Origin of the sequence: Flagellimonas pelagia (assembly GCF_003584135.1) — a bacterium.
Taxonomy (GTDB): domain Bacteria; phylum Bacteroidota; class Bacteroidia; order Flavobacteriales; family Flavobacteriaceae; genus Flagellimonas; species Flagellimonas pelagia.
On the sequence record NZ_QXFI01000036.1, the window covers coordinates 559,701 to 582,349 of the forward strand.

Sequence of the window (22,649 nt, forward strand, 5' to 3'; positions counted from 1 at the left end):
CAAATTCCTACTTATCGTATTATTCATTCGGAAGTGCAAATGCGATATAGCTACCTCCCGGCTTTTTACCGAAGCGCACCCCTCCCGCCGCAACAACGACATATTGTTTTCCATTGACAGAATATGTTATCGGGGTTGCAAATGCTCCTGCAGGTAGTTGGTATTCCCAAACTATTTTTCCTGTTTTAGTATCAAATGCCCTAAATCGTTCGTCTTGAGTGGCCCCTATGAACACAAGCCCGCCTGCTGTGGCCAGTGGTCCTCCGGTATTCTCTGTCCCCGTTATGGGTATTCCTTTTTCGGTAAGTTCTGGGTGTTCCCCTAGTGGTACTCTCCAAACGTATTCCCCAGTGTTAAGGTCTATGGCATTGAGGGTGCCCCAAGGAGGTTTTATTCCCGGGTATCCGTCAATGTTCACTTTTCCTCCCCTTCCTCTATTATATTCGGGCACATATGGGAAATCCTTGCTCTTTTTGGATACATCCCCCTCATCGGTATGTTCATCCTTCGGTTGGGCTTCTTCTACATTTGTCAGATAGGAAATAATGGCATTTCTTTCTCCATAGGAAAGGTTGGGATATGCCGGCATTCTTCCCCTTCCATTTTGAATGGTATTCGCCAGTTCTTGTTTGGTCAATCTTTCACCAATGTTCACCAAACTGGGAAAATCCGCTCCATCGCCTTTACGGTCCACCCCATGGCATAAGGCACAGTTGGTCACAAACAATCTGTTGCCCAATGAAGTGGTTTCCTTTAGCTGTTCCGCAACATTCACCATTTTGATTTCCCAAGGCATTTCGTTTACGTTTTGGAAAAATATTCCTTCAGGATTTACTGCACTTCCGCCCCATTCAGCTCCGCCGCTCACACCGATATACCAAGACCCTTTAATACTAGGGGGAAGATACTTTTCCCCGCCCCTTGTACTAAGAAAACGTTCCTTGGCCTTTACATGTGCTTCGGGAAACAAGATAGAATCTGGAAGATCGGCCTCCGTAATGACTTGACGGGTCACCAAAGGATCTGGTTTAAGTGGAAATTTTTGTGTTGGATAGGGATGTTCCCCTGGAAGACCATCGGTCCGTACCTCGCGTTCTTCTACCGGAAAAATAGATTCCCCTGTATCGCGATCCAATACATATACTACGCCATCCTTGGATACCTGAACAACCACATCGATCTGTTTTCCCTCATGCTCAATTGTTGTCAGGTTTGGTGGGCTTGCCAAATCAAGGTCCCACAAATCGTGGTGCACTACTTGGTAGTACCATTTTAGCTTTCCTGTTTTTGCCTCAATGGCAAGGATACAATTGGCATATAGATTGGCTCCTTCCCGGTCGCCTCCATAAAAATCAACCGATGGTGAACCTGTGCCCAAGTAGACCACACCTCTTTCCTCATCAAGAGACATCCCTGCCCAGTTATTTACACCTCCTATTTTTTTATAGGCATCCTTTGGCCAAGTATCATATCCAAACTCCCCTGGTCTGGGAACGGTATGGAATACCCATAACAATTTCCCTGTCCTTACATCGAATCCTCTAATGTCTCCAGGCAGTGCATCGCCAGATTCCGATACCGTGGAACCCATCACCAAAACATCGTCGTGAATCACTCCTGGACTTGTAGCGGTCACCACAAGATCATTGATGTCATATCTGTCATTTTCCAAACCGGTATGTAGATCAAGCCTACCCGCGTCGGCAAAGGATTCAACCAATTTTCCAGTATTGGCATCCACCGCCATTAGATATGTCCCCGCGGCATAGAGAACACGTCGGTCTTCCCCATCTTCCCAGTACATGATTCCCCTACTGGAGCTATTATACCCATGGGTGACTGCTTGGGGGTCGAACTTCCAAAGTTCCTCTCCCGTAGCCGCATCCAAGGCAAACAGTTTCAATTTGGGAGTGGTGCCGTATAAAATGCCGTCGACCATAACCGGTTGGCATTGTATTTGTCGAGGCCATTCCCCTTCTTCTATCGGATCAGCGGCATTGTATTCCCAAGCCACTTCGAGCCCAGAAACATTATCCAAATTGATGTTGGATAAGGATGAATATCTATTTCCTGCATAATTCCCTCCATATGTAGGCCAATTATCTGATTCAGCATTTGTTACCGAATCAGTGCAACTAAAAATAGAGAAAAGGGTAGCTGGCACCAAGATTCCTAGGAACCTTGGCACATATTGTTTTTTAAACATTTTAAAGAGCTGGTTTTGTAATCTTAAGGTCTGTTGTTCCCAACATGATGATGTACGTTATCATGTTGGGATTCAACACCTATACTATGTTCAATAACCTGGGTTTTGTTCCAATCCTGTAATTAGATCTACCTCTGTTTGGGGTTTTGGCAACCATCTATGGTGCTCATCTACATTGGGGTATAGTCCTTGATTCACTTCAATCACCATTTCCCTTCTTACCAGATCAAACCATCTTTTTGCTTCAAATGCAAACTCCCAGTTTCTTTCGGCAATGACCGCATCGTCAAATTCTTCCATAGTCATGCTTGTGGTAAGGTCAGGATAGAGCACCGTATCATTTCCACTTGCACGTCTTCTGACTTGGTTAATGGCGTCCACGGCCAAGGCGGATGGTCCCCCTTCTGCCATGTTCGCAGCTTCGGCATATATCAATAAAACTTCTGCGTAACGGCTGAACACAAAGAATCCGTCCCCATTAAAACTGTTCACCGCTCCTTGCTCATACGAAGCACCGGCCCCTGCATCCCGATATTTTGCAATATAGGGTTGACCAATGTTGGAGTCTTGCCAGTTGGTGTTGGCTTCGTCCGCAAAGTCTGTCCAAAAAGTGGCGTCCTTACGAGGACCTTCAGGAAAGACATTGAAAAAACGAGCTTCCGACATTATATCGTTCCAACCGCCTTCCTCACCAGGACGAGACCCTTGGTGCAAATGGCTGGCAGCCCCTGCATTGGTAGACAGTCCATTCAATGAGAAAATGAATTCGCTATTGGTAAGTTTGTTCGCAACCCTCCAAAGATCGGAGAAGTTAGGTTCCAAGCTATATTGCATCATATCCATTACCTCTTTGGCCTTATCCCTAGCAAGGGCATACTTGGAAGCATCCTTAAGCGGCCATCCCGCCATGTTGATGTACACTTCGGCCAACAAAGTCTTGGCGGCACCCTTGGTGGGTCTCCCCACTTCTGAAAAAGTTACGGGAAGATAATTTTCCGCAATGCTAAGATCTTCAACTATAAGGGCATAAATATCGGCAACCGGTGATTGTCCTACTTCATCATTAATGGCTTCCGCTTGGTTATCCTGTGTAATCAGTGGAATTTCCCCAAACCATCTGGTAAGGAAAAAATAGGATAGGGCTCTTAAATATCTAGCCTGGCCTTCATAAGCGTTTCTATTCTCTTCACTGACTCCTTCGGCTGTTCCAATACTTGCGATGATACCATTACTGGCGTTGATGGTGTTATACATACGGGTCCACATACCCAAAGCACCGGAATAATTCAATGTTGGGTTAAATGTATCAAATTGTCTAAGTTCCGGAGATGAAGGCCTGGAAGTAATGTCCTCTGCGCCGGAACACAGGATAAGAGGGGCATTGAAATCAAAACCTCCCCACCCACCATATAGTGGTTTTATGGCACCATTGATCGCTGCCTTGAAATCATCATCAGTTTGATAAAAATTTTGTGGAGTAACCAAACTTGGTGGATTTTCCTCCAAGTCGCTTTCACATCCTATTAGAAGGGCCATCGTCATCAGCCCCATTATAATTCCATTTATATTTTGTGATATTCTCATCGTAACCTGTTTTGATAGTTTCAATTAAAATGTAAGATTTAGTCCGACCGTAAAGGTTCTCTGTGAAGGATAGGGAGCCATATCGATTCCTCCCAAGGTTCCTACATTTGTACTGGCTTCTGGGTCATACCCAGTATAATCCGTGAACGTAAATAGGTTTACACCACCGACATAGATCCGCGCATAACTAATGAACGTGTTTTTCAGGGCATCGGTCAAGTCATATCCGAGCGTAACATTTTTCACCCTTAGGTACGATCCATCTTCCAACCATCTGCTAGACTGCAATTTTTCATATTGATTGGATCCTTCGAAGGACGGTACATTGGTGTTTTGATTATCAGGAGTCCATCGGCTCAAGATTCTTCTGTCCGTTGCATCCGCATCGGAGGAAGTACGTTCGGATCTAACCCTTGTAAGGTTGTACACTTTGTTACCCTCAGTTCCCTGAAGCAAAATGTTAAGGTCAAAATTCTTATATTGGAACGAGTTGTTCCAACCATATGTGAATTTTGGCTGTGTACTCCCCATAACGGCAATATCATCACTATTTATCTGTCCGTCATTGTTTTGGTCAACGTATCTTGGGGCTCCCGGTATTGATCCAAATGACGCGGCCAAATCTGCCTCATCGGTTCCCCAAATGCCATCTTGGATGTATCCCTTGAGCATACCGATAGGTTGGCCAACAATCAAAAAGATGGTATTACCCATGTTCGGAAATCCTGTGGAACCTGCAACGATTTCATCAGTTCCCGAAAGTTCCAAGACCTTGTTCCTGTTTCGGGAAAAGTTAATATCCGTTTTCCACTTAAACTCACCATCAAAAGGAACACCACCTAGATTCAATTCAAATCCTTGGTTTTCCACTTTACCTACGTTCCTAAGAACATTCTGGTATCCTGATATTCTGGGCAAGGGAACATTCAAAAGAAGATCACTTGTTTTCTTGTTATAGTAATCCCCTGTAAAAGTTAGTCTGTTGTTGTACAATCCAACATCGACCCCAACATTGAACTGAGCAGTTTTTTCCCATTTTAGATCAGGATTTCCATAAATTCCCAAACCAACACCTGGAGTCAGATTGGTCCCATCAATAGGATAGGGCAAGTTGGAATTCAGTTGGGAAAGTGAAGAATAAGGCTCAATGGCCTGGCTACCTGTAATACCATAACTTGTTCTGAACTTAAGGTTGTTGATAGCGGTCACCTTGCTCATAAAATCCTCGTTGTTCACCCTCCATGCCAAGGCTGCAGATGGGAAAAAGCCCCATTTATCGTTGGAGAACACGGAAGCACCATCGTATCTTCCATTCAAAGTCAATAAGTATTTATCTGCATAGGAGTAATTGATACGACCTACTACAGATTGGATATCTTTTTGTGTCCTTTCGGATGTCGGTACTTGTGGGGCAGCTCCCAAACCTAGGTTATTATAGGTCAACAAGTCGGTCAAAAATCCTGAAGATCCAGCTTGTGAACTGTTAAAGTTCTCACGTTGCTGCTCATACACTGCAGTAATGTCCAAATTATGGTCCTCCCCAAAGGTGGTACTATAGTTAAGTTGGTTGGTCAACTGATAGACCGCCATCCTACTATTATAGATGGTAGCCTCTTCCAAACCTAAGCCACCGTTGGGTTTGGTATTTAAATAAGTACTGTTCTCATTGTCCACAAACCGGGCACCGAACAATACTCTTGCGGTCAATCCCTTAACAATGTCCATATTCAGGAAACTGTTCAATTCTATTCTTGACCCAAGGTTGTCCCTAATGGGCTCAACAGCTATTCCCAAGGGATTGTTGACCGCCGGTGGTCCATAGCTACTGGAAGGTCTGGTATACCCTCCATCTTCATTATATATAGGCTGGGTTGGAGCCCAGATAAGAGCCGCTTGGACTGGACTGGAATCCTGATTTCCCCCAGTAACTGCTGGATGGTTCTCAGTGCGTGACATGAACATATTGACACCTACTTTAAATTTGGAGCCAATCGCCGATTCCACATTGGAACGGACCGAATAACGCTTAAAAGAAGATCCAACGATTATCCCTTCATTATCAGTTAAATTGCCTGACAGGTAGTATTTGCCTTTTTCCCCGCCCCCAGAAATACTGACCTGATGGTTTTGTTGTATGGCATTCCTAAAAACTACATCCTGCCAATCAGTTCCACCATTGGTTCTGAAACTGGAAATCTGATCCTCAGAAAAAGGCAAGGGTAGTCCAAGGACACTTCTATTGGCATTAACCGTTTCGGCGTATTCCGCTGCATTGAGCAAATCTATCTTCTTGTTGATCGATTGGAAATTGGTATAGCTGTTATACTGTACCACCGTTTTGCCCGTTGCTCCAGCCTTAGTGGTAACAAGGATAACACCATTTGCTCCCCTAGAGCCATAAATCGCTGTTGATGAAGCATCTTTCAACACCTCTATGCTTTGTATATCGTTTGGATTCACTGTGGACAGGTTACCTCCAATAAAACCATCAATGACCACCAAAGGATCATTGGAACCCGTTAAGGAGTTACTTCCCCTGATCCTGATTGTAAAGGTTCCATCGGGGGCAGCTGAATTATTTTGAATCACCAAACCAGAAGTTCTACCTTGAAGTGCCTCGTCGATCCTGGCGGCTGGTTGGGTCTTTACATCGCTAACCGAAACAGAGGCAACAGAACCTGTCACATCACTTCTCTTTACCGAACCATAACCAATTACCACAACTTCTTCCAAAGCCTTGGCATCAACCTCCATTTGTAGATCAATAGTATTTTGACTACCGACTACCTTGGAAACCGTCTTCATCCCTATATAGGAAAAGACCAGGACATCTGTATCTGAATTTACGGAAATGGTATATTTCCCATCAAAATCCGTGGTGGCCCCTGTAGTGGTTCCTTCCACATATATCAATACACCCGGCAAGGGGTCTCCATTTTCATCCAAAACCGTTCCGGTGACCGACCTATCCTGGTTCTGGGCTTCATCTTGTCCGTCCCCTTCCCCATCATCAATGTTACCTCTTGGTTGGCCCTGGGTAAGCACAATTTGTTTGGACAAAAGCTCGTATTTTATCGTAGTTCCTTTAAAAACATCAGCTAAAATTTCGGAAACAGGAGTCTGCACATAATCGACGGACACAACTCTTTTCGTATTTACCTGATTGTTATTGTACAAAATTTTGTACTCAGTGAGCGACTCAATCTCCTTAAAGACTCTTTTAATGCTCACGTTCTCAAGCTTCAGTGTAATCTTATCATCCTGCGAATATGTATCGTTCCCCTTAACCTGGAAAAAAACGACTATGAATAATAATGTGGATATTTTCAACTTTAACTTGTGGGAATTCAGAGTGAAATCCCTTTTTTTCTCTGGGTTTTTCATATTTTTATAGTGCATTTAAGTTTAGTGGTTTAATTTTTTCTGTTAAACCACATATCTCAAATCGGAGAGTGTTCCAGCACTTTCCGATTTTTATATGTGATACATCTTGGTTTAAAATTGTTGCTTCATAAATTTTTCTGATTTAATTGATACTTATTTTATTCCCTTCAATGGAGAAGTCCATGGGATATATTTTTCTAAATGCCTGAAATACTTCTTCTATGGTTTCCTCATCAAAGCTTCCTGTAAAGATTTCGTTGCCCAAATCCTCATTGTCGTTGGTTATGGACACATTATAGTGCCTTTCCAGTTTTAGGAGGATGTTTTTGAAAAGCATTCTATCAAAGATAACCTTACCATCCATCCAGCCTGTGTATAGATCCGTGTCCACCTTCTCAAAATAAAATGTCTTCTGTTCCGGATGCCATACCGCTTTTTGGCTAGGTTGGAGCAATGAAGTATTTTCTGGACAGAACTCTTCGCCATTTTTAAACAATCCCACGGAACCCTCCACAAGAACAGCTTCGAACCCAGGTCCCTCCTTATATGAACTTACCACGAATTCAGTGCCGAAAACACCGACGTTGATTTCATCCGTATTAACAATGAAAGGATGTTCCTTATCCTTGGATACTTCAAAGAAAGCTTCGCCTGACAGATATACATTGCGGTTTTGATCTTTCACAAAATTTACCGGAAATTTTATGGTCGATCCGGAATTTAGATGAACCCTTGTCCCATCGGCCAACAATAATTGGAACCGTTTTCCATTGGGGATCTTAAGGGTATTGTACAGTGCATCATTAAAATTGTCATTTTTATGATAAACAAGCTGATCTCCACTTACCGTGCATATGTTGTTTCCCTTCAAATCCTTTACAAAAGCTCCACTGTATTCCGAAATGGCATGGATGGACCCATCCTGCAGTTCCAAAACAATTTGATCTTCAGCTGAGATTACATTCCCATTTTTTTTGGGTAGATGTAAATTATGATATGTCCCATATCCAACAGCGATTATGAAAACAACCACAGCTGCATATTTTAGATAGGATATGACTTTGATCCTACGCATGGCCTTTCTATCCCGCATGATAGCGTTACGCAAGAATTTTTTTGATTTTTCAATGTCGTATTTCGTCATGTTATGGATAATGGCATAATTGATTTTAGCATATTTGGCAAACTCTCGGGAATTTTTGTCCTTCTCCACCCAAGTAGCCAACTCATCCAATTCATTTGCGGAAATGGAATTCGAAAGGAATTTTGATATTAAGCGTTCTATTTTTGAAATTGGCATACATTGGCTTTCTTAATTACTAAAACGTTTGATATTTACAATACCCTAATATTTTTGTAATTTTTTTTTAATATTGCCTAAATAAACAAGATATTTTACCTATTTCGCAATCATGAAATCAGCCTTTGAAGACCAATTGGAGCTCATCCGACACCTTAAGGAAGGGGATGAATCTGCGTTTAATCATTTAATGGACCTTTACCATCACAAGCTATGTGTTTATGCCCATAGTCTGGCACATGACAAGGATATTGCGGAGGATATTGTACAAAATGTTTTTGTGCGCATTTGGGAAAAAAGAAAGAAACTTAAAGATGATTTTGCCCTTAGTAATTTTTTGTACAAATCCGTTTTCAACGAATTTGTTGATGCCTATAGAACCCGAAAATTTGTCACCAGATTGGACAAAAAGTATTTGGAAGCATTGGATTATGTGATAGAAGAGGACGAAGAAGCAGTAGAAAAGCTTTATAAATTGGTCTTGAAGGAAATTAAAAACCTCCCTCCTAAATGCAGGGAGATTTTCTTAATGAGCAAGAGGGATGGTCTTACCAATATGGAAATCGCGTCCCTGCAAAATGTCTCCCTCAAAACAGTTGAAGCTCACATAACACAAGGCTTTAAACGTATTCGTGAAAATTTACAGTCCGATATGGATATAAACCCAATTTTGTTTCTTTTGTTCAGTCCCTTCTTACATTCAAAAAACAACTTTAAGGTAAGTCTTCCATAAGACCGACAAAAGTCAATTGAAACAAAGTAAACGGAGCTAATGAAGTGGCTCAGGAATCCAAAAACTTGCTAAGCTGATGTACTGAGCGAGACCTATCTATATTAAAATCCTTTTTGTCCATATCTAACCTACGATTTGCTTTACTGAATACGGAGAAGTTCTTTGTATTAGGACAAATACAAAAAGAAAAAAGCACTGTCAATCAGTCAGTTGACAGTGCTTGATACCCACTGAAAAGTGGTTCGTCGGGATGACTGACCTCTTGAAGAGGCGCTAACCCATTAATATCCAGAATATTATGTCGGTTTTCCCAAAATAGGACATCCCATAGGACATCTTCGTGTGAAATAATGATTTTCACAACGTAAATATCGATATTTAAAATCAAACCACACCATCTTGTTTTATTTAATTTTAAATCAAAATAGACAAAGGAATTTTTGTGAGTTCAAAATCTCATCACAAACAAGATGAGTATCTATTCGCCCTATCGACAAGCAGATATAATAAGAACTTTGATTGTCATTTTTAAACTAGCTGTATAAATTACAAGATTTAGATTTTTGCCACCAGTGTTCCAGCCAAGCCATTACTGGTCCACCTTACATGATGGACACAATCAAGTTTAGAGGTTTTGATTGCAGTGATACCTGAATCTTACGATGTTTTCAATACTACCAATGACCATGCCTATACCGAAGTTGTGTAGAAAAATCCAATAAACTTATACAACCCGAATAGGATTAAGGTAACCCCCAACCCTATTCGAACCATTTAATATATTCTTCTGGACATTCCTTTATTTCTTGGTCAAATGATATCCAGCCGATTCAACAGCAGAAGTGATTTCCTCTTCCGTAGCACTTGTAGTCTGTACGGTCAACAATTTGTCTTGGGAGGCAAAGTCAACAGACCAATCGGTCACGCCATCCACCTTATCCAAAAATGGTTTTACGGTATTGGCACACCCACTGCACTTAATATTTGATTTGAATTGTAATGTACTCATGTTCATCGATTTTAAATTAGAAAATTACTATAGTTTAATCGTTTTAAGCCTCAAACTGTTCAATACGACCGATACACTGCTAAAAGCCATAGCGGCACCAGCTATCATCGGATCTAACAAAAATCCATTGATCGGATACAGCAGCCCTGCAGCTATAGGAATTCCAATGATATTGTATATAAAGGCCCAAAAAAGATTTTGCCTTATACCTATAACGGTCTTATGGGAGAGCTTCAACGCTTTGGGAATGGCATTTAAATCAGAGGTGATCAAGGTCATTTTCGCGACATCCATGGCAATGTCGGACCCTTTGCCCATCGCGATACTGACATCTGCTTGGGCAAGTGCCTGCGAATCATTGATACCATCGCCCACCATGGCGACCACCTTTCCACTTTCTTGAAGCCTTTTCACAAAATCAGCTTTCTCTGATGGGAGTACTTCGGCTTCATAGCTTTTGATACCCACCTGTTGTGATACGGCTTCGGCGGTCATCTTGTTATCACCGGTCATCATGTAAACTTCCATACCATTCCCCTGCATTTCCCGTATGGCTTCCTTTGAGGATTCCTTTATACTATCCATAATGGTCAAAATCGCCTTCACCTTGCCTCCACCGCCAAAGTATATGACCGTTTTGGCCTCCTGCTCTAACCCTTCGACCATGTGCCCCAGGTTGTCATCCATGGCGATTCCTTTTTCGACCATCAACTTATGATTGCCCACAAGGTATAGGGTTCCATCCAATGCCTCAGCGCGAACACCTTTTCCTGTAATACTATTGAAGTTCAAAATTTCGACCGGATTTACCTTTCTATTTTTTAAAAAGGAGACCACGGCTTCAGCCAAGGGATGTTCGGACTGTCCTTCCATGGCATATAAAATTTGCTCCAGGGCCCTGTGATCGGTCACATGGTCCGCAAAGACCATATCGGTCACCACAGGCTTTCCTTCAGTTATGGTACCCGTTTTATCCAGGACAATGGCATTCACTTTGTAACCCAACTCCAGGCTTTCCGCATCTTTGATGAGAATATTGTGGTCGGCCCCCTTGCCGATTCCCACCATGATGGCCGTGGGGGTTGCCAAACCCAGCGCACAGGGACAAGCTATTACCAATACGGCAACTGCGGTCAACAGTGCATGGGTAAAAGCGTCCTCACCTCCCAGGAACATCCAGGTGATAAATGTCACCAGTGAAATCGTCATTACCACGGGAACAAAAATACCGGCAATCCTGTCCACCAATTTTTGTACGGGCGCCTTGCTCCCCTGTGCTTCCTGCACCATCTTGATGATCTGGGACAAAAGGGTCTCCCCTCCCACCCGGTCAGCTACAAACTGAAAGCTTCCTTTTTGGTTTACGGTACCGGCAAAAACTTTTTCATCCTTTGTCTTTTCTACAGGGACGGGTTCGCCCGTGATCATACTTTCATCAACATAGGAACTTCCTTTGGACACCGTTCCATCCACAGGGATTTTCTCTCCCGGTCTGACCAAAATCGTTTGACCTACCTTGACCGAAGAAATAGGGATTTCCCTTTCCTCCCCATCTGCTATCACCTTTAAGGTCTTGGGCTGCAACCCTATCAATTTCTTTATGGCGGAGGATGTATTTGATTTCGCCTTTTCTTCCAATAATTTCCCCAATGAAATAAAGGTGATGATCACTGTGGCCGCCTCATAATATACATGGGGTTCCATGCCTTTACTGAGCCAAAATTCAGGAAAAAAGGTATTGAATGCACTGAACAAAAAGGCAATGCCCGTACTGAGTGCGACCAAGGTATCCATATTGGCCTTACCGAATCTGGCCTGTTTGAGGGCATTTATGAAAAAACTTCGGCCAAACCAGAACAGGATAGGAACGGCAAGTACCAACGAAATCCACCTACCCAGGACCCAATCCATAAAAAACATCCCCAGAAGGAAAATGGGAAGTGTCAAAATAGCGGACCAAAGGGTTCGCTTTTTTATGGATACATAATGCTTTTTCGAAAGCTCTTCCTGTACTTCGGTAGGATCCTCGGCATCCACAATTATATCATAACCGATTTGACGTACCGCATTTTGAAGATCGCTTAGGTCCATAGCACTGTCATACTCCACAAGGACCGTACTATTGGCAAAGTTGACACTGGCATTGTAGACCCCTTCCGTATGGCCCAGCATGGATTCCACGCTGGATGCACAGGCAGCACAGGTCATTCCAGTGACCGGGAAAGATTTTTTTGACACCGTCTTCGCTTTCCTTTCGGTGTCCTCAATAATATCGATTGCATCCATTTTCTACTCCGATTTGTATGGTACAAATTTCAGAATAGACCTAAAATGCACTGTTACGTTATTTACTGAAAGAGTTGTAGAATTTTCCGAAAAATCAACCTTTACCTTTCTTCGTCAAGTACTTAACCTTAATTGGTGAGTGGTTTTTAGAATTCGGCAACATCTATGAGATCAGGTTCGCCCACGTCAATCTTTTTTGGAGAATTTGCCCCGATCAGTTTAGAATATATTCGATAGGACAAACCATTGTAGTGAACTTGGGGCAAAACGAAAGCATTGGTAGTAAGTAATCGCCTCTCATTCGGCCAGATTCTTTGTTTCTTCGCTAAGCGATCCCTCGAATTTAGGAATAGGCCGCTTTTCTTTCCCAGCTTCGGTTTCCACTATTCCATTTTCCTTGATGTCGTTTATCAACCATTGCATTTCCATTATCTCCCTGCGTTGTGCCTTGATAATTTCATTGGCAAGCTCCCGTACCCTGACATCTTTTATTTGAGAACGTTCACTGGTCAAAATAGCAATGGAATGATGGGGTATCATTCCTTCCATGTAGTCGACCCCTGATACGGTAACCTGACTCCTGACCAGCCATATCCCACCTGCAATCAACAAAACACCCAAGGCTAATATTGACATGTTCTTGCGTCGGTCTTTATACATCTGTAGCATATATAGCAGCATAATAATGATCATCGATCCCCCCATGATCAAAGTCATGAAAAATCTAGTCTCACTATACCAAAAGTGATCAATGATTTGATATGAGTGGGTGTACATTAAAAAAAACATGGCGACCATTGAAGTACCAATCATCGCAAAAAACTTTAAATAATTATTGGATTTCCTTTGACTATCTTCCATTGTGCAAATTTTATCTGGTTATTGTGATTATTCCTTGACTTTCGAGTATTGTATTGTTCCATTCCAATTATAGGCCTGACAATTTACCTGTCCCAGTTATCGTATATCGGTTTAATTGGCTTTGTTCATCGCTTGTATTTTATATTGACCCCCCTTATTTTCCAATGCCTTTTGTAGATTTTCAAGGGGGACCTCAAATTGCGACTCCACTGTAGCTTCTGCGTTTTTTAGATTGACCGCTACATCGGCTACACCGGCCACATTGAAAAGAGCTTCTTCAACGTGCCCCCTACAGCCATCACAAGTCATTCCTTCTATTTGGTATCTTCTTTTCATGTTGTGATCATTTTTTATTTTAACAATTTTACACCTAGAATCAACAATGTTGGTTCCAACACGTATGGGAAAAGTAACATTTTCTGTATAGGGGCGTTGTTTGAAAAAAACAAACCTTGACCCATTTGCGAAGAAAGGTGTTTTTTAAATAGCGTTTAGGAGGCTGGTTCCTTGGGAAGGTATTGCGCCCTTAATGGTTGAGGTTAAATATCATCAAGCGATATTCTATTTTGAATGGCACTTTTCTTAAATTGTGTAGGTGTCATTCCAGTTACTTTTTTAAATTGGTTGCTTAAATAGGCAACGCTGCTATAGTCCAATTGAAACGCTATTTCCTTTAAGCCCAATTCGTCATAAACAAGAAACTCTTTGATCTTTTCAATCTTTTGGTTGATGATATATTGCTCCAAGGTAATGCTTTCCACCGCGGAAAACAGCGAACTAAGATACTTATAGTCAAGATGCAATCCATCGGAAAGGTATTCGGGCCATTTGACCTTTTCCATGGGTCCGGTGTAATGTATCGCCTCAATCACTAGGTTTTTGATCTGTTCTATCAACTGACCCTTACGATCGTTGATGATCGTAAATCCAATTTTCTCAAGTCGTTCGTTGAGACCTTCCCGTTTTTCAGGCGTGATTTTCCCATTGAGGGTGATTTCACCCAACGACACATTCATATAGGGAATGCCCTCATCGTCCAAAATACCTTTGACGGCCATGATGCATCTCGGACAGACCATGTTTTTGATGTACAACACATCTTTCGATTTACTGGACCCAACTTCCATATCATGCAGTGAATTTCCACAGGGCCTTCAAAAAAATGACGACCACTGCCAATATAACGATCAATATCAAGGCCAATATGCCAAGGATTTTCATTCTTTTTTCCTTTCTATTCTTGGCCGGGTCCCGTTTCCTTTTCGCCAGCCCCCTTTTTTTCTTTCGTCTTTGCCTCCTAAGTTCGCTCATTTTTCCAAAAATGATTCAACTGGTTCAATGGTCAACTATTTGCTCCTCACAGGAGTCCTTTGCCAAATAAGTTTGAACTATCGCCTTTTCCATAATTTTCTGATTGTTGGCGAGCTGACATACCACAACAAGAATCCGCTCAAAACGGTAATCAATCCCATCAGGGAAAAAATCCGTAAAACCATGGTGTTAAAATCGTCCCGTCCCTCATAGTCCATGGTATGGGTCATCCACAAAAAATCGAACCATCTCCAGGACCGATGTCTTACATGTTGAAACGACCCATCGGTCTCTGAGACATACGCTTTAAGGTTTTCATCCGTTTCATAGGTGATCACATAGGCCGGTAATGGACGTCCACGATACTCGTGCTGCCCACCTGTTTGGGTGAGTCTTTCAACACTTTTGACCTTAAGTTCGGGCAACATATAGTGTGAAGCAACGGCCAAGGCCTGTTGTTCATCGATACCCTTTTTGATCTCCCCCGTTTGTGCATCCATCAAAACCCCACCATTGATCCAATAATAGGGACTCCCCCCTATATTTCTCATTTCCAAAGATTTGATTTTAACGTTCCCGTGTCCATTGGGAGCAATTAAATTCCCAAATTCTGACTGGTCCGGATGCTCCTTGATGAATTGATCTCCATGGATCTCGTCAATGTCCGTCCAACTAAAATATAGTCCACTGATGGTCCACATTAGGAACTGGATCCCAATAAATAGGCCAAGATATCTATGTATCTTTCTGACCTTCATCGATGTTTTTCTTCCGACCATTAGTTCTTCCCGTTGTTCCGTGAGGAGTTATGCATCTTTACAATTTTCCAATCCCCATCCGTTTTTTTAAGGATGGTGGTGGCAACCCCTTTTCTGCTGATCGTTTTGCCCTCACCTCCATTTTCCGATTTTAGGCCAATGGTATAGACATAGCTTTCCGTAGTAAAGGCAAAGGGTAGCTCCACCTTCACTTCAATGGTATAATCCGAGAACCTAAAACTGTTGAAATGTCCAAGTTCTGGACCTATATGATGGTCGTGATAATGTTGATAGGTGCCTTCCACGCCCCCGGATTCAAAAACTTCGGAATCTTCCGCAAAAAGCTCCAAGGTACCTTCCGTGGTCAAGTTTTGCAGTGCTTCTTTATAGCTTTCCAATATCCTCAGCACAGCGGCCCTGTCCTGGTCTAGGTTTTCCTTGTTAGGGTTTGTTTGGCCAAAGCTTGTCCCTGTGAGAAATACGGCCATTAGAAAAATCTGTAAAGTAATACGTTTCATTGGTTTGTTTTAGCATTGTTTAGGTTAGTATTTATTGTATGATAAAGGCTCCCAGGGCAATCGAAATGACGATCCCATACAGGATATGGGCCAACCATTTTTTTAAAATGGCCTTTTTCGACTGGACAGGTCCATTGTCACGACAACAATCTTTCATCTTCTTTTCCATTAGTGCCTGACAAGGGAAGGGAACGATTAACTAACTAACTCACCAACCAATCAACTTTGGGTGTTCCCCTCCCTTTCAGGACTTTATTTCCTTATTCATAGTAACCGGACATGACCAACAACAATAGCAATATCGTTTGTCCCGGTTTTAGGGTGATTTCCATGTCATTTTCAATTATCCAATTCTTCCATTAGATCATTTACCAAGGTCAATATCCGTTCTTTCTCTTCCACCGATAATTTTGCATCCTTATGGATCAGGGTATAGGAAGATAGGGGCATCTTATCGTCTTCGATCTGACTTGCGATGGACTTTAGTTTGCTCCTTTTTCTTCGATCCGAATAGTCGCCCCATTCATTGAAATTGAGTTCTTCCTTTCCCTCTTTTATGTGTTCTTCCAAAAACCAGGCGATGGGTTGGACCTTATTGTACCACGGGTATTGGGTGTTGTTACTGTGGCAATCATAGCAAGATACCCGCAAATCGTGTTCGATATCCTTGGCAACCTGGTTCACCGACATGAAGTCCGTATCGGGAACCACATCGCTCAAGTTGGGATCTGTGGGCACAAACTGGATGCCCACAAATCCCAACAGCACTACCAATACTATGATTTTCAGTACTTTCATTTAATTGATTTCCTTTTGCACCTTACCACAGGTCAACATCTTACTTCCAAAAAATGGATTCTGGATTTCGCTGCTTGCGCTGAGCCACGTTCCTCCTTGGTTGTTGTTGTACATGGGGCAGAATTGTTGGTACAAGGTTTTGGAAGTCCCGGTTATGGCAATAAAATCGACCATATCCTTGCCCAGTCCCTCAAAGTGTTCCCGTTGGTGACCGATATCACTTTTGGCGATATGCTCCCCATGTTCCTTGGCCACTTCAATGATATCGGACAGCTCCTTCTGTTGCTGTTCATCGTATCCGCTGATATCAAAGCTGCCCAAGGCACTGGCCAAGGCTTGGCCCGATTTGGCCGCTTCATCCTTATTGTCCGCCACCAGGGCATCCTTCAGTTGGAGGTAGCTATCGATCACAGATGTGCCCTGTGCATCGGACGAACCCATATCATGGTCCATGGTCCCGTGGTCCATTTCCCCCGCAGAGCTCTCATGGTGATGGCCCTCTTCCGTTCCCATCTCCATATGGGCTCCTTCCTTGTCATTTGTTTCCTTCTTACCGTCCTTACAGGAAATCACGGTAATGGTCAAAAGCGCAATGGCAATTGTACTTAATGTAACTGTTGTTCTTTTCATTGTAATTGATTTTAAGATTAATTCCTCATTTTGATTGCCCAGGGTCGGCATATTTGTATTATCCCCCATTATTGTTGCTATTTTAATTTTTTCATCTAATTTTCCATTTCTCCCACGCAGGCACTCTACCCTTATTCTTCCTCGACCGTACGCTTTTTCCCCAAAAACAATCGTTCCCCGAAAAAAATAAGCACCATCAATACCAGGGCAACAATGACCACCAAAAGATCACTACCGGCCTTTGACCAAATAAAGGCGCCCAACACCAGTACATCCAGCACAAGGGCCGTAATGAGGATAATGGGATTTGCACCGATTTCCTTTCGTAGATTGTTTAGGACCCCCCAATGGATCCCGATATCCATGATCAAATAAAAGATGGCCCCCAATGCAGCGATCCGGCTCAGATCGAACAACATGGTGAGCCCTATGGCAATCACCACGGTATACACCAACATATGTTTCTGTATGTCCCCGGGAATCCCAAAATGTCGATGTGGTATCAATTCCTTTTCAGTGAGCATGGTGGTCATCCGGGAAACGGCAAAAATGCTGGCAACGACCCCGGAAACGGTGGATATGATCGCCAGACCAACGGTGAACCAGACCCCATATTTTCCAAAAGCGGGTCTGGATGCCTCGGCCAGCGAATAGTCCTTGGCCGCAATGATTTCCTGGATGGAAAGATTGGAAGAGACCGCAAATGCCACCATGAGATAGACCAGGGTACATATCACCAAAGAAATGACAATGGCCCGTCCCACGTTACGTTTGGGATCGACGATCTCATCCCCACTATTGGTAATGGTGGTAAAACCCTTATAGGCCAATATCGACAGTGCCAATGCCCCCAAATAATCCACCAGGGAATGCTCGGTCAAGGACTGGGAAGGAACGACCTGATCAAAGGTAAATCCAGCTGCCCAAAGGCCACCAATGGCAAAAACCGCTATCCCGCCGATTTTTAGTATGGCCATGACCAAGGACGATCCCCCGATAGCTTTGTTTCCCATCACATTGACAATAAAGGCTGTGATCAACAACAATACCCCAAGGATCGGGGGCCAGAATCCTTTCGACTCCACATCAAAAAGCTCCAATACGTAGGTCCCGAACGTCCGGGCCACCAAACTCTCATTGATGACCATGGAAAGGGCCATCAGCAGTGCACCGGTAGCGGTCCAGGCCGTTTTACCGTAAACCTTTTTGAGGTACATGCCAATGCCCCCGGCAGAGGGGTAGGTATTGGACATTTTGACATAGGTGTAGGAACTGAAACCTGAGATGACTGCCCCGATTAAAAAAGCAAAGGGAAACCATTGGCCGGAGAGTTCGGCAACCTGACCCAAGAGCGCAAAAATTCCCGCACCGATCATCACACCGGTTCCCAAAGCAATGGTATTGGTCAGACTCAGGCTATTTTTTTTGTATTCTGCCATTTAAAAACGGGCTAGCAGGCCTCCGCCCCAACCATATCGGTTGTTGTAATTGGCCTGGATTGAAAAATTACGTGAAAGGATATAGGAGGCCCCTACCAGCCATTGGGTCTCACTTTCATAGGATGAATTCCCCAAATCGTTGACCCATCCAAAATCGGCCCGAAATTCATATTCCCCCTCGAGGAAAATCCTGGGAAAAAGCAATAGTTCCCTATCCAACCTTATTCTTGGACGCAGCTGGTGGTCCATACTCACATCCATATTAAAGCGGTATGGGGTAAAATACTTGACCCCTATCAGTCCCACTGTATTGAAACGGTCATAGGAATCAGGGATGGAGGTTTCCGTGTTTACCCCTGCATAGACCCGTACCCAGTCATTGAGATACCTGTTATAATTGACTTCCACCTCGGCATTTTGGTCGTAGTCAAATTCTGCCCGTACCCCAAATTCATTCCTGATATTACTTGAAACAAGGAAGAGTTCATTAAAATTGGAACCCAATCTGGCAGCACCCCAAGCATAATAATGGTCAGTTTCATCTACCAACTTTTGAACAGGAAAATCCTTCATCCTCAGATCCCTTGGGGTATCATAACTGAAAACCCTGGCCATGCCCCCCATCATGTGGTAGAGGATATGACAGTGGAAAAACCAATCCCCGTACTCTTCATTATAAAATTCGATGACCACTTTCTGCATGGGCGGCACATTGACCGTATGTTTCAAGGGTGACTTTTCACCATTCTCATTGATGACCCTGAAATAATGCCCATGGAGGTGCATCGGATGGTGCATCATGGTCAGGTTGTTGAGGGTGATCCGGGTTACTTCCCCACCTTTGATCTTGATCTTATCGGTTTCTGAAAGTGGCACACCGTTCATACTCCAGATATACCGTTGCATATTTCCCGTCAGGTTCAACAGAATGTCATTGACGGGCAGATCGGCATTATAGGTAGTACTTTCCTTTGCTTTTAAGAAGTCATAGTTGAAATACGTTTTACGGGTATCGTAATCAAAAGCTGAAGTGTCTTTCTGCATCATTGGCATAGTCTGAACCATAGGGTTTTCCATCTTGTCCTTATGTCCGGTGGATTTCATTGACGTTGAATCCTTTTCCATTCCTGCCATATCCCCCATCTTTTTATCCATCTCCATGTGCCTATGATCTTCATTCGCATTCATAGGCCTTTTATCATCCATCTTCGCAATGGGTTTATCCTTTTGACCGCTCATTTCGGTCTTATCCATCGACATCCCATTGTGCATACCCATATCCATGCTGCCATCCTTCATGTCCATCTGCATCCCATACTTTTGCATCAAATATTCGGGTGTATTTTTCTTCTTGTTGCCGGCCATTGCCGGAGCTCCCATTTTCATGTCCATTTGGGCCATTTGTTTCATCATCGCCACTTTGTCGGGCCTATCGATGGTCGTTGCGGGAAAAAGCGTTCCCTGCCCTAAATGCAACGAGGTATGCCCGGAGCCGTCCTGTGCCGTGGCCGTTACCTCCAAAGTGCCTTCAGGAACGGTCACGATGACATCATAGGTCTCGGCAATGCCAAAAAGAAAACGACTTTTGGAAACAGGCTCCACATCGACACCATCCCCGGAAACCACCATGGGGTTACCGCCACCGAAATCCATCCAATAATAGGTGGAGGCAGAGGCATTGACGAACCGGAGCCGCACTTTTTCCCCTGGTTTGAAATCAGGGTATTCGGCCAATGTTTTCCCATTGGTCAAAAATGCGGGGTAGTAGATATCCGCAATATCCGCTCCTTCCATACGATCTCGCCAAAATTTGAGTTGTGCACCTAGTGCACCTTCCTTGATGACCCTGCTCAAGGGCACCGCGGTCCCTTTTTTGACCTGGTACCACTCGTTTCCCCGTTTAAGGTTTCGGAGCACGTTCATGGCCTTTTCGTTCGTCCAATCGGAGAGCACCACGACCAAATCCTTATCGTAGTCCAACGTCTTTTCCTTGGGATGGATCAGTATCGAGCCATACACCCCCTTTTGCTCTTGCAGCATGGTGTGGGAATGGTACCAATAGGTACCTGATTGGTTGATCGGAATCCGATATTGGAAAGTTGTGCCAGGTTCTATGGGCGGTGTGGTCAAATAGGGAACCCCGTCATAAAAATTGGGCAAGATCAATCCATGCCAGTGTACGGAGGTTTCCACATCCATCTTATTGGTCACGTTGATCAGGGCGAAGTCACCCTCGTTGAATTCCAAGACCGGTCCCGGAATACTCCCATTGATGGTCATTGCATCGGCAGTGACCCCACCGAGGGTCAATTTGTTCTGTTCCAGTACAAGATTGTATTCCCGAACGGGTCTACCTTCCTCTTTTCTGTCCTCACCATTTGTCCCCACTTGCCCAAAAACATGGGTCGTCAAGGCAGTTAGGACAAAAAACAAGATTTTAGATTTCAATATTTTCATCATTCATTCATTTACATTTGTTCAATTACATTTCATCGGTGATTTCACCGCAGGTCAACATAGCCTCTCCGAAATAGGGATTTTTGATCTCTTTGGTCGTACTCAACCAATAGGCACCTTTGTTGTTATCGGCCATCGGGCAAAACTGTTCGTATATCTTTTGATCGACCCCAAAAAGCTTGACACCTTTGGATAGATGGGCGGACAGATGTTTAAAATGATCGCGTTGGGCTTTGATATCCGATATCTTTGAAATGGAATTCGCCGAATTGGAGATTTCCTTCGATATCGTCATCCAATGGCCGTGCGCCTTTTTGTCCGTCAATTGTTTCATATCCACATGTTCCAAGGCCGACAACACTTTTTTTGCAGCGGCATTGGACTTGGCGGCATTATCATTGACAAGCGCATCCTTTAACTCCAAGTAGGCGCTCAACACCTGTTTTAATTGGTTTTTAAAAGTCGCTGTCGCCGTCATTCGCTGGTTCATATCAGAATGGTCTGTTTTGTTTTCCAAGCCGGGATCCCCCATATCCATTTCCGAATGATCGCTACCGCCTGTACCCTTGTCATCCCCCATCTTCATGCCTCCGTGGTTATGTCCCGTCATGGCGGGCCCACCTTCAGGATTCATCATGCTCGGTTTCCCGGCCAATTGGGCCGCCGCGTCGATACTAAAGGTCCCGTTTACCGCGATCTCATCCCCTTCTTGCAGCCCCTCCTTGACAATGAAACCATTTCCCAACGATGGTCCCAAGGTGACATCGCGCAACACAAAATTCACCCCATTGGACGTGGTATTCTTGATGTATACCACAGAACGTTCCCCGGTCCACATCACTGCCGACTTAGGAATGGTTATCGCTTCTGATGCAATGGGCTGTTTTGCTTTTACGGTTCCGGAAGCGAACATTTCCGGCTTTAACCTTAAACCGGCGTTCCCGATCTCGATTCTGGCCTTGGCAACCCTAGTCATGGGATTGATCACCGGGTCGATATAGGAAATCCTGCCTTTGAAGTTTTCGCCCGGGAGCGAGGGTATGGTAAAGACCACTTCATCGCCTTTTCTTACCCAGGGCATGTCGGACTCATAAATATCGAACAGTACCCAAACGCTGTTCAGGTTGGCAATTTGATATAATGCCTTGCCCTTGTTGACATAGTCGCCAAGGTTTACCATTTTTTCGGTAACGTAGCCTGAAACATCGGCATGTATCGGCAATTCCTCCTTAACGGTCCCGGATTGAAGTATCTGTGCGATTTGGTTGTCGGAAAGCTTCCAGTTTTTTAATTTTTCCTTGGCGGCATTAAAAAACTGCGGTTGGGTGTCCGCCACCTTTCTTGCTTCAAAAAGTTCCTCTTGTGCAGTGACCAG

19 protein-coding genes are annotated in these 22,649 nt (G+C 43.6%); 1 reads left to right on the top strand and 18 read right to left on the bottom strand.

Translation table 11 applies throughout. The features are described from left to right. Positions 1 to 19 precede the first annotated feature (19 nt). The 4 genes from D2V05_RS19455 to D2V05_RS19470 all read right to left on the bottom strand — a co-directional run bounded on the left by D2V05_RS19455 (position 20) and on the right by D2V05_RS19470 (position 8,474). Positions 20 to 2,206: an outer membrane protein assembly factor BamB family protein gene (locus tag D2V05_RS19455; protein WP_119649348.1), complete on the bottom strand. Its 2,187-nt coding sequence runs from the start codon at positions 2,204 to 2,206 to the stop codon at positions 20 to 22. 90 nt (positions 2,207 to 2,296) lie between these two features. After that, a complete protein-coding gene (locus D2V05_RS19460) occupies positions 2,297 to 3,790 on the bottom strand; it encodes a RagB/SusD family nutrient uptake outer membrane protein (RefSeq protein ID WP_119649349.1) in 1,494 nt (497 codons plus the stop codon). 24 nt (positions 3,791 to 3,814) lie between these two features. Next, entirely contained in the window at positions 3,815 to 7,021 is a 3,207-nt protein-coding gene (locus tag D2V05_RS19465; protein ID WP_183114872.1) for a TonB-dependent receptor, read from the bottom strand. 295 nt (positions 7,022 to 7,316) lie between these two features. Continuing rightward, positions 7,317 to 8,474 carry a FecR family protein gene (locus D2V05_RS19470; protein ID WP_119649353.1) on the bottom strand — a complete coding sequence of 386 codons (1,158 nt, stop codon included), beginning with the start codon at positions 8,472 to 8,474 and terminating at the stop codon, positions 7,317 to 7,319. Between the two features lie 112 nt (positions 8,475 to 8,586). Here D2V05_RS19470 and D2V05_RS19475 point away from each other — a divergent pair, with 112 nt between their 5' ends. Then, on the top strand, positions 8,587 to 9,207 hold the full coding sequence (locus D2V05_RS19475) for an RNA polymerase sigma factor (protein ID WP_119649355.1): 621 nt from the start codon (positions 8,587 to 8,589) through the stop codon (positions 9,205 to 9,207). A gap of 799 nt (positions 9,208 to 10,006) precedes the next feature. Here the strand turns inward: D2V05_RS19475 and D2V05_RS19485 are convergent. The 14 genes from D2V05_RS19485 to D2V05_RS19545 all read right to left on the bottom strand — a co-directional run. Continuing rightward, a complete protein-coding gene (locus tag D2V05_RS19485) occupies positions 10,007 to 10,216 on the bottom strand; it encodes a heavy-metal-associated domain-containing protein (RefSeq protein WP_051947607.1) in 210 nt (69 codons plus the stop codon). A gap of 27 nt (positions 10,217 to 10,243) precedes the next feature. Next, the gene (locus tag D2V05_RS19490; RefSeq protein WP_119647235.1) at positions 10,244 to 12,502 is read right to left on the bottom strand and encodes a heavy metal translocating P-type ATPase; all 2,259 of its coding nucleotides are present in this window, start codon (positions 12,500 to 12,502) and stop codon (positions 10,244 to 10,246) included. Between the two features lie 297 nt (positions 12,503 to 12,799). Next, a complete protein-coding gene (locus tag D2V05_RS19865; RefSeq protein WP_234414759.1) occupies positions 12,800 to 13,138 on the bottom strand; it encodes a DUF305 domain-containing protein in 339 nt (112 codons plus the stop codon). A gap of 336 nt (positions 13,139 to 13,474) precedes the next feature. Beyond that, a complete protein-coding gene (locus D2V05_RS19500) occupies positions 13,475 to 13,699 on the bottom strand; it encodes a heavy-metal-associated domain-containing protein (protein ID WP_036383512.1) in 225 nt (74 codons plus the stop codon). Between the two features lie 203 nt (positions 13,700 to 13,902). Next, positions 13,903 to 14,490 (bottom strand): helix-turn-helix domain-containing protein, encoded by a 588-nt coding sequence (locus D2V05_RS19505; RefSeq protein WP_036383511.1) that lies wholly within the window; start codon positions 14,488 to 14,490, stop codon positions 13,903 to 13,905. A gap of 1 nt (position 14,491) precedes the next feature. After that, on the bottom strand, positions 14,492 to 14,674 hold the full coding sequence (locus tag D2V05_RS19510; protein WP_072882342.1) for a hypothetical protein: 183 nt from the start codon (positions 14,672 to 14,674) through the stop codon (positions 14,492 to 14,494). Between the two features lie 77 nt (positions 14,675 to 14,751). After that, positions 14,752 to 15,453 carry a PepSY domain-containing protein gene (locus D2V05_RS19515; RefSeq protein WP_119647234.1) on the bottom strand — a complete coding sequence of 234 codons (702 nt, stop codon included), beginning with the start codon at positions 15,451 to 15,453 and terminating at the stop codon, positions 14,752 to 14,754. Beyond that, on the bottom strand, positions 15,453 to 15,950 hold the full coding sequence (locus D2V05_RS19520) for a YybH family protein (protein ID WP_072882341.1): 498 nt from the start codon (positions 15,948 to 15,950) through the stop codon (positions 15,453 to 15,455). Before D2V05_RS19520 ends, D2V05_RS19515 begins: the two co-directional genes overlap by 1 nt. A gap of 31 nt (positions 15,951 to 15,981) precedes the next feature. After that, a complete protein-coding gene (locus D2V05_RS19935; RefSeq protein WP_262706548.1) occupies positions 15,982 to 16,107 on the bottom strand; it encodes a hypothetical protein in 126 nt (41 codons plus the stop codon). Positions 16,108 to 16,289: 182 nt separating this feature from the next. Next, positions 16,290 to 16,748 (bottom strand): heme-binding domain-containing protein, encoded by a 459-nt coding sequence (locus D2V05_RS19525; RefSeq protein WP_036385864.1) that lies wholly within the window; start codon positions 16,746 to 16,748, stop codon positions 16,290 to 16,292. Beyond that, positions 16,749 to 17,378: a DUF3347 domain-containing protein gene (locus D2V05_RS19530; RefSeq protein WP_119647252.1), complete on the bottom strand. Its 630-nt coding sequence runs from the start codon at positions 17,376 to 17,378 to the stop codon at positions 16,749 to 16,751. 131 nt (positions 17,379 to 17,509) lie between these two features. Continuing rightward, positions 17,510 to 18,817 carry an APC family permease gene (locus D2V05_RS19535; RefSeq protein WP_036385867.1) on the bottom strand — a complete coding sequence of 436 codons (1,308 nt, stop codon included), beginning with the start codon at positions 18,815 to 18,817 and terminating at the stop codon, positions 17,510 to 17,512. After that, positions 18,818 to 21,274 (bottom strand): multicopper oxidase domain-containing protein, encoded by a 2,457-nt coding sequence (locus D2V05_RS19540; RefSeq protein ID WP_036385870.1) that lies wholly within the window; start codon positions 21,272 to 21,274, stop codon positions 18,818 to 18,820. A gap of 25 nt (positions 21,275 to 21,299) precedes the next feature. After that, positions 21,300 to 22,649 (bottom strand): efflux RND transporter periplasmic adaptor subunit (locus D2V05_RS19545; RefSeq protein ID WP_119647233.1); only part of this gene is annotated, 1,350 nt, incomplete at its 5' end.

Excerpts from the sequence above, each read along its gene's own strand:
- D2V05_RS19455 (WP_119649348.1), bottom strand. The coding sequence starts at position 2,206 with ATGTTTAAAAAACAATATGTGCCAAGGTTCCTAGGAATCTTGGTGCCA.
- D2V05_RS19460 (WP_119649349.1), bottom strand. The coding sequence starts at position 3,790 with ATGAGAATATCACAAAATATAAATGGAATTATAATGGGGCTGATGACG.
- D2V05_RS19470 (WP_119649353.1), bottom strand. The coding sequence starts at position 8,474 with ATGCCAATTTCAAAAATAGAACGCTTAATATCAAAATTCCTTTCGAAT.
- D2V05_RS19475 (WP_119649355.1), top strand. The coding sequence starts at position 8,587 with ATGAAATCAGCCTTTGAAGACCAATTGGAGCTCATCCGACACCTTAAG.
- D2V05_RS19485 (WP_051947607.1), bottom strand. The coding sequence starts at position 10,216 with ATGAGTACATTACAATTCAAATCAAATATTAAGTGCAGTGGGTGTGCC.
- D2V05_RS19490 (WP_119647235.1), bottom strand. The coding sequence starts at position 12,502 with ATGGATGCAATCGATATTATTGAGGACACCGAAAGGAAAGCGAAGACG.
- D2V05_RS19865 (WP_234414759.1), bottom strand. The coding sequence starts at position 13,138 with ATGTCAATATTAGCCTTGGGTGTTTTGTTGATTGCAGGTGGGATATGG.
- D2V05_RS19500 (WP_036383512.1), bottom strand. The coding sequence starts at position 13,699 with ATGAAAAGAAGATACCAAATAGAAGGAATGACTTGTGATGGCTGTAGG.
- D2V05_RS19505 (WP_036383511.1), bottom strand. The coding sequence starts at position 14,490 with ATGGAAGTTGGGTCCAGTAAATCGAAAGATGTGTTGTACATCAAAAAC.
- D2V05_RS19510 (WP_072882342.1), bottom strand. The coding sequence starts at position 14,674 with ATGAGCGAACTTAGGAGGCAAAGACGAAAGAAAAAAAGGGGGCTGGCG.
- D2V05_RS19515 (WP_119647234.1), bottom strand. The coding sequence starts at position 15,453 with ATGGTCGGAAGAAAAACATCGATGAAGGTCAGAAAGATACATAGATAT.
- D2V05_RS19520 (WP_072882341.1), bottom strand. The coding sequence starts at position 15,950 with ATGAAACGTATTACTTTACAGATTTTTCTAATGGCCGTATTTCTCACA.
- D2V05_RS19935 (WP_262706548.1), bottom strand. The coding sequence starts at position 16,107 with ATGAAAGATTGTTGTCGTGACAATGGACCTGTCCAGTCGAAAAAGGCC.
- D2V05_RS19525 (WP_036385864.1), bottom strand. The coding sequence starts at position 16,748 with ATGAAAGTACTGAAAATCATAGTATTGGTAGTGCTGTTGGGATTTGTG.
- D2V05_RS19530 (WP_119647252.1), bottom strand. The coding sequence starts at position 17,378 with ATGAAAAGAACAACAGTTACATTAAGTACAATTGCCATTGCGCTTTTG.
- D2V05_RS19535 (WP_036385867.1), bottom strand. The coding sequence starts at position 18,817 with ATGGCAGAATACAAAAAAAATAGCCTGAGTCTGACCAATACCATTGCT.
- D2V05_RS19540 (WP_036385870.1), bottom strand. The coding sequence starts at position 21,274 with ATGAAAATATTGAAATCTAAAATCTTGTTTTTTGTCCTAACTGCCTTG.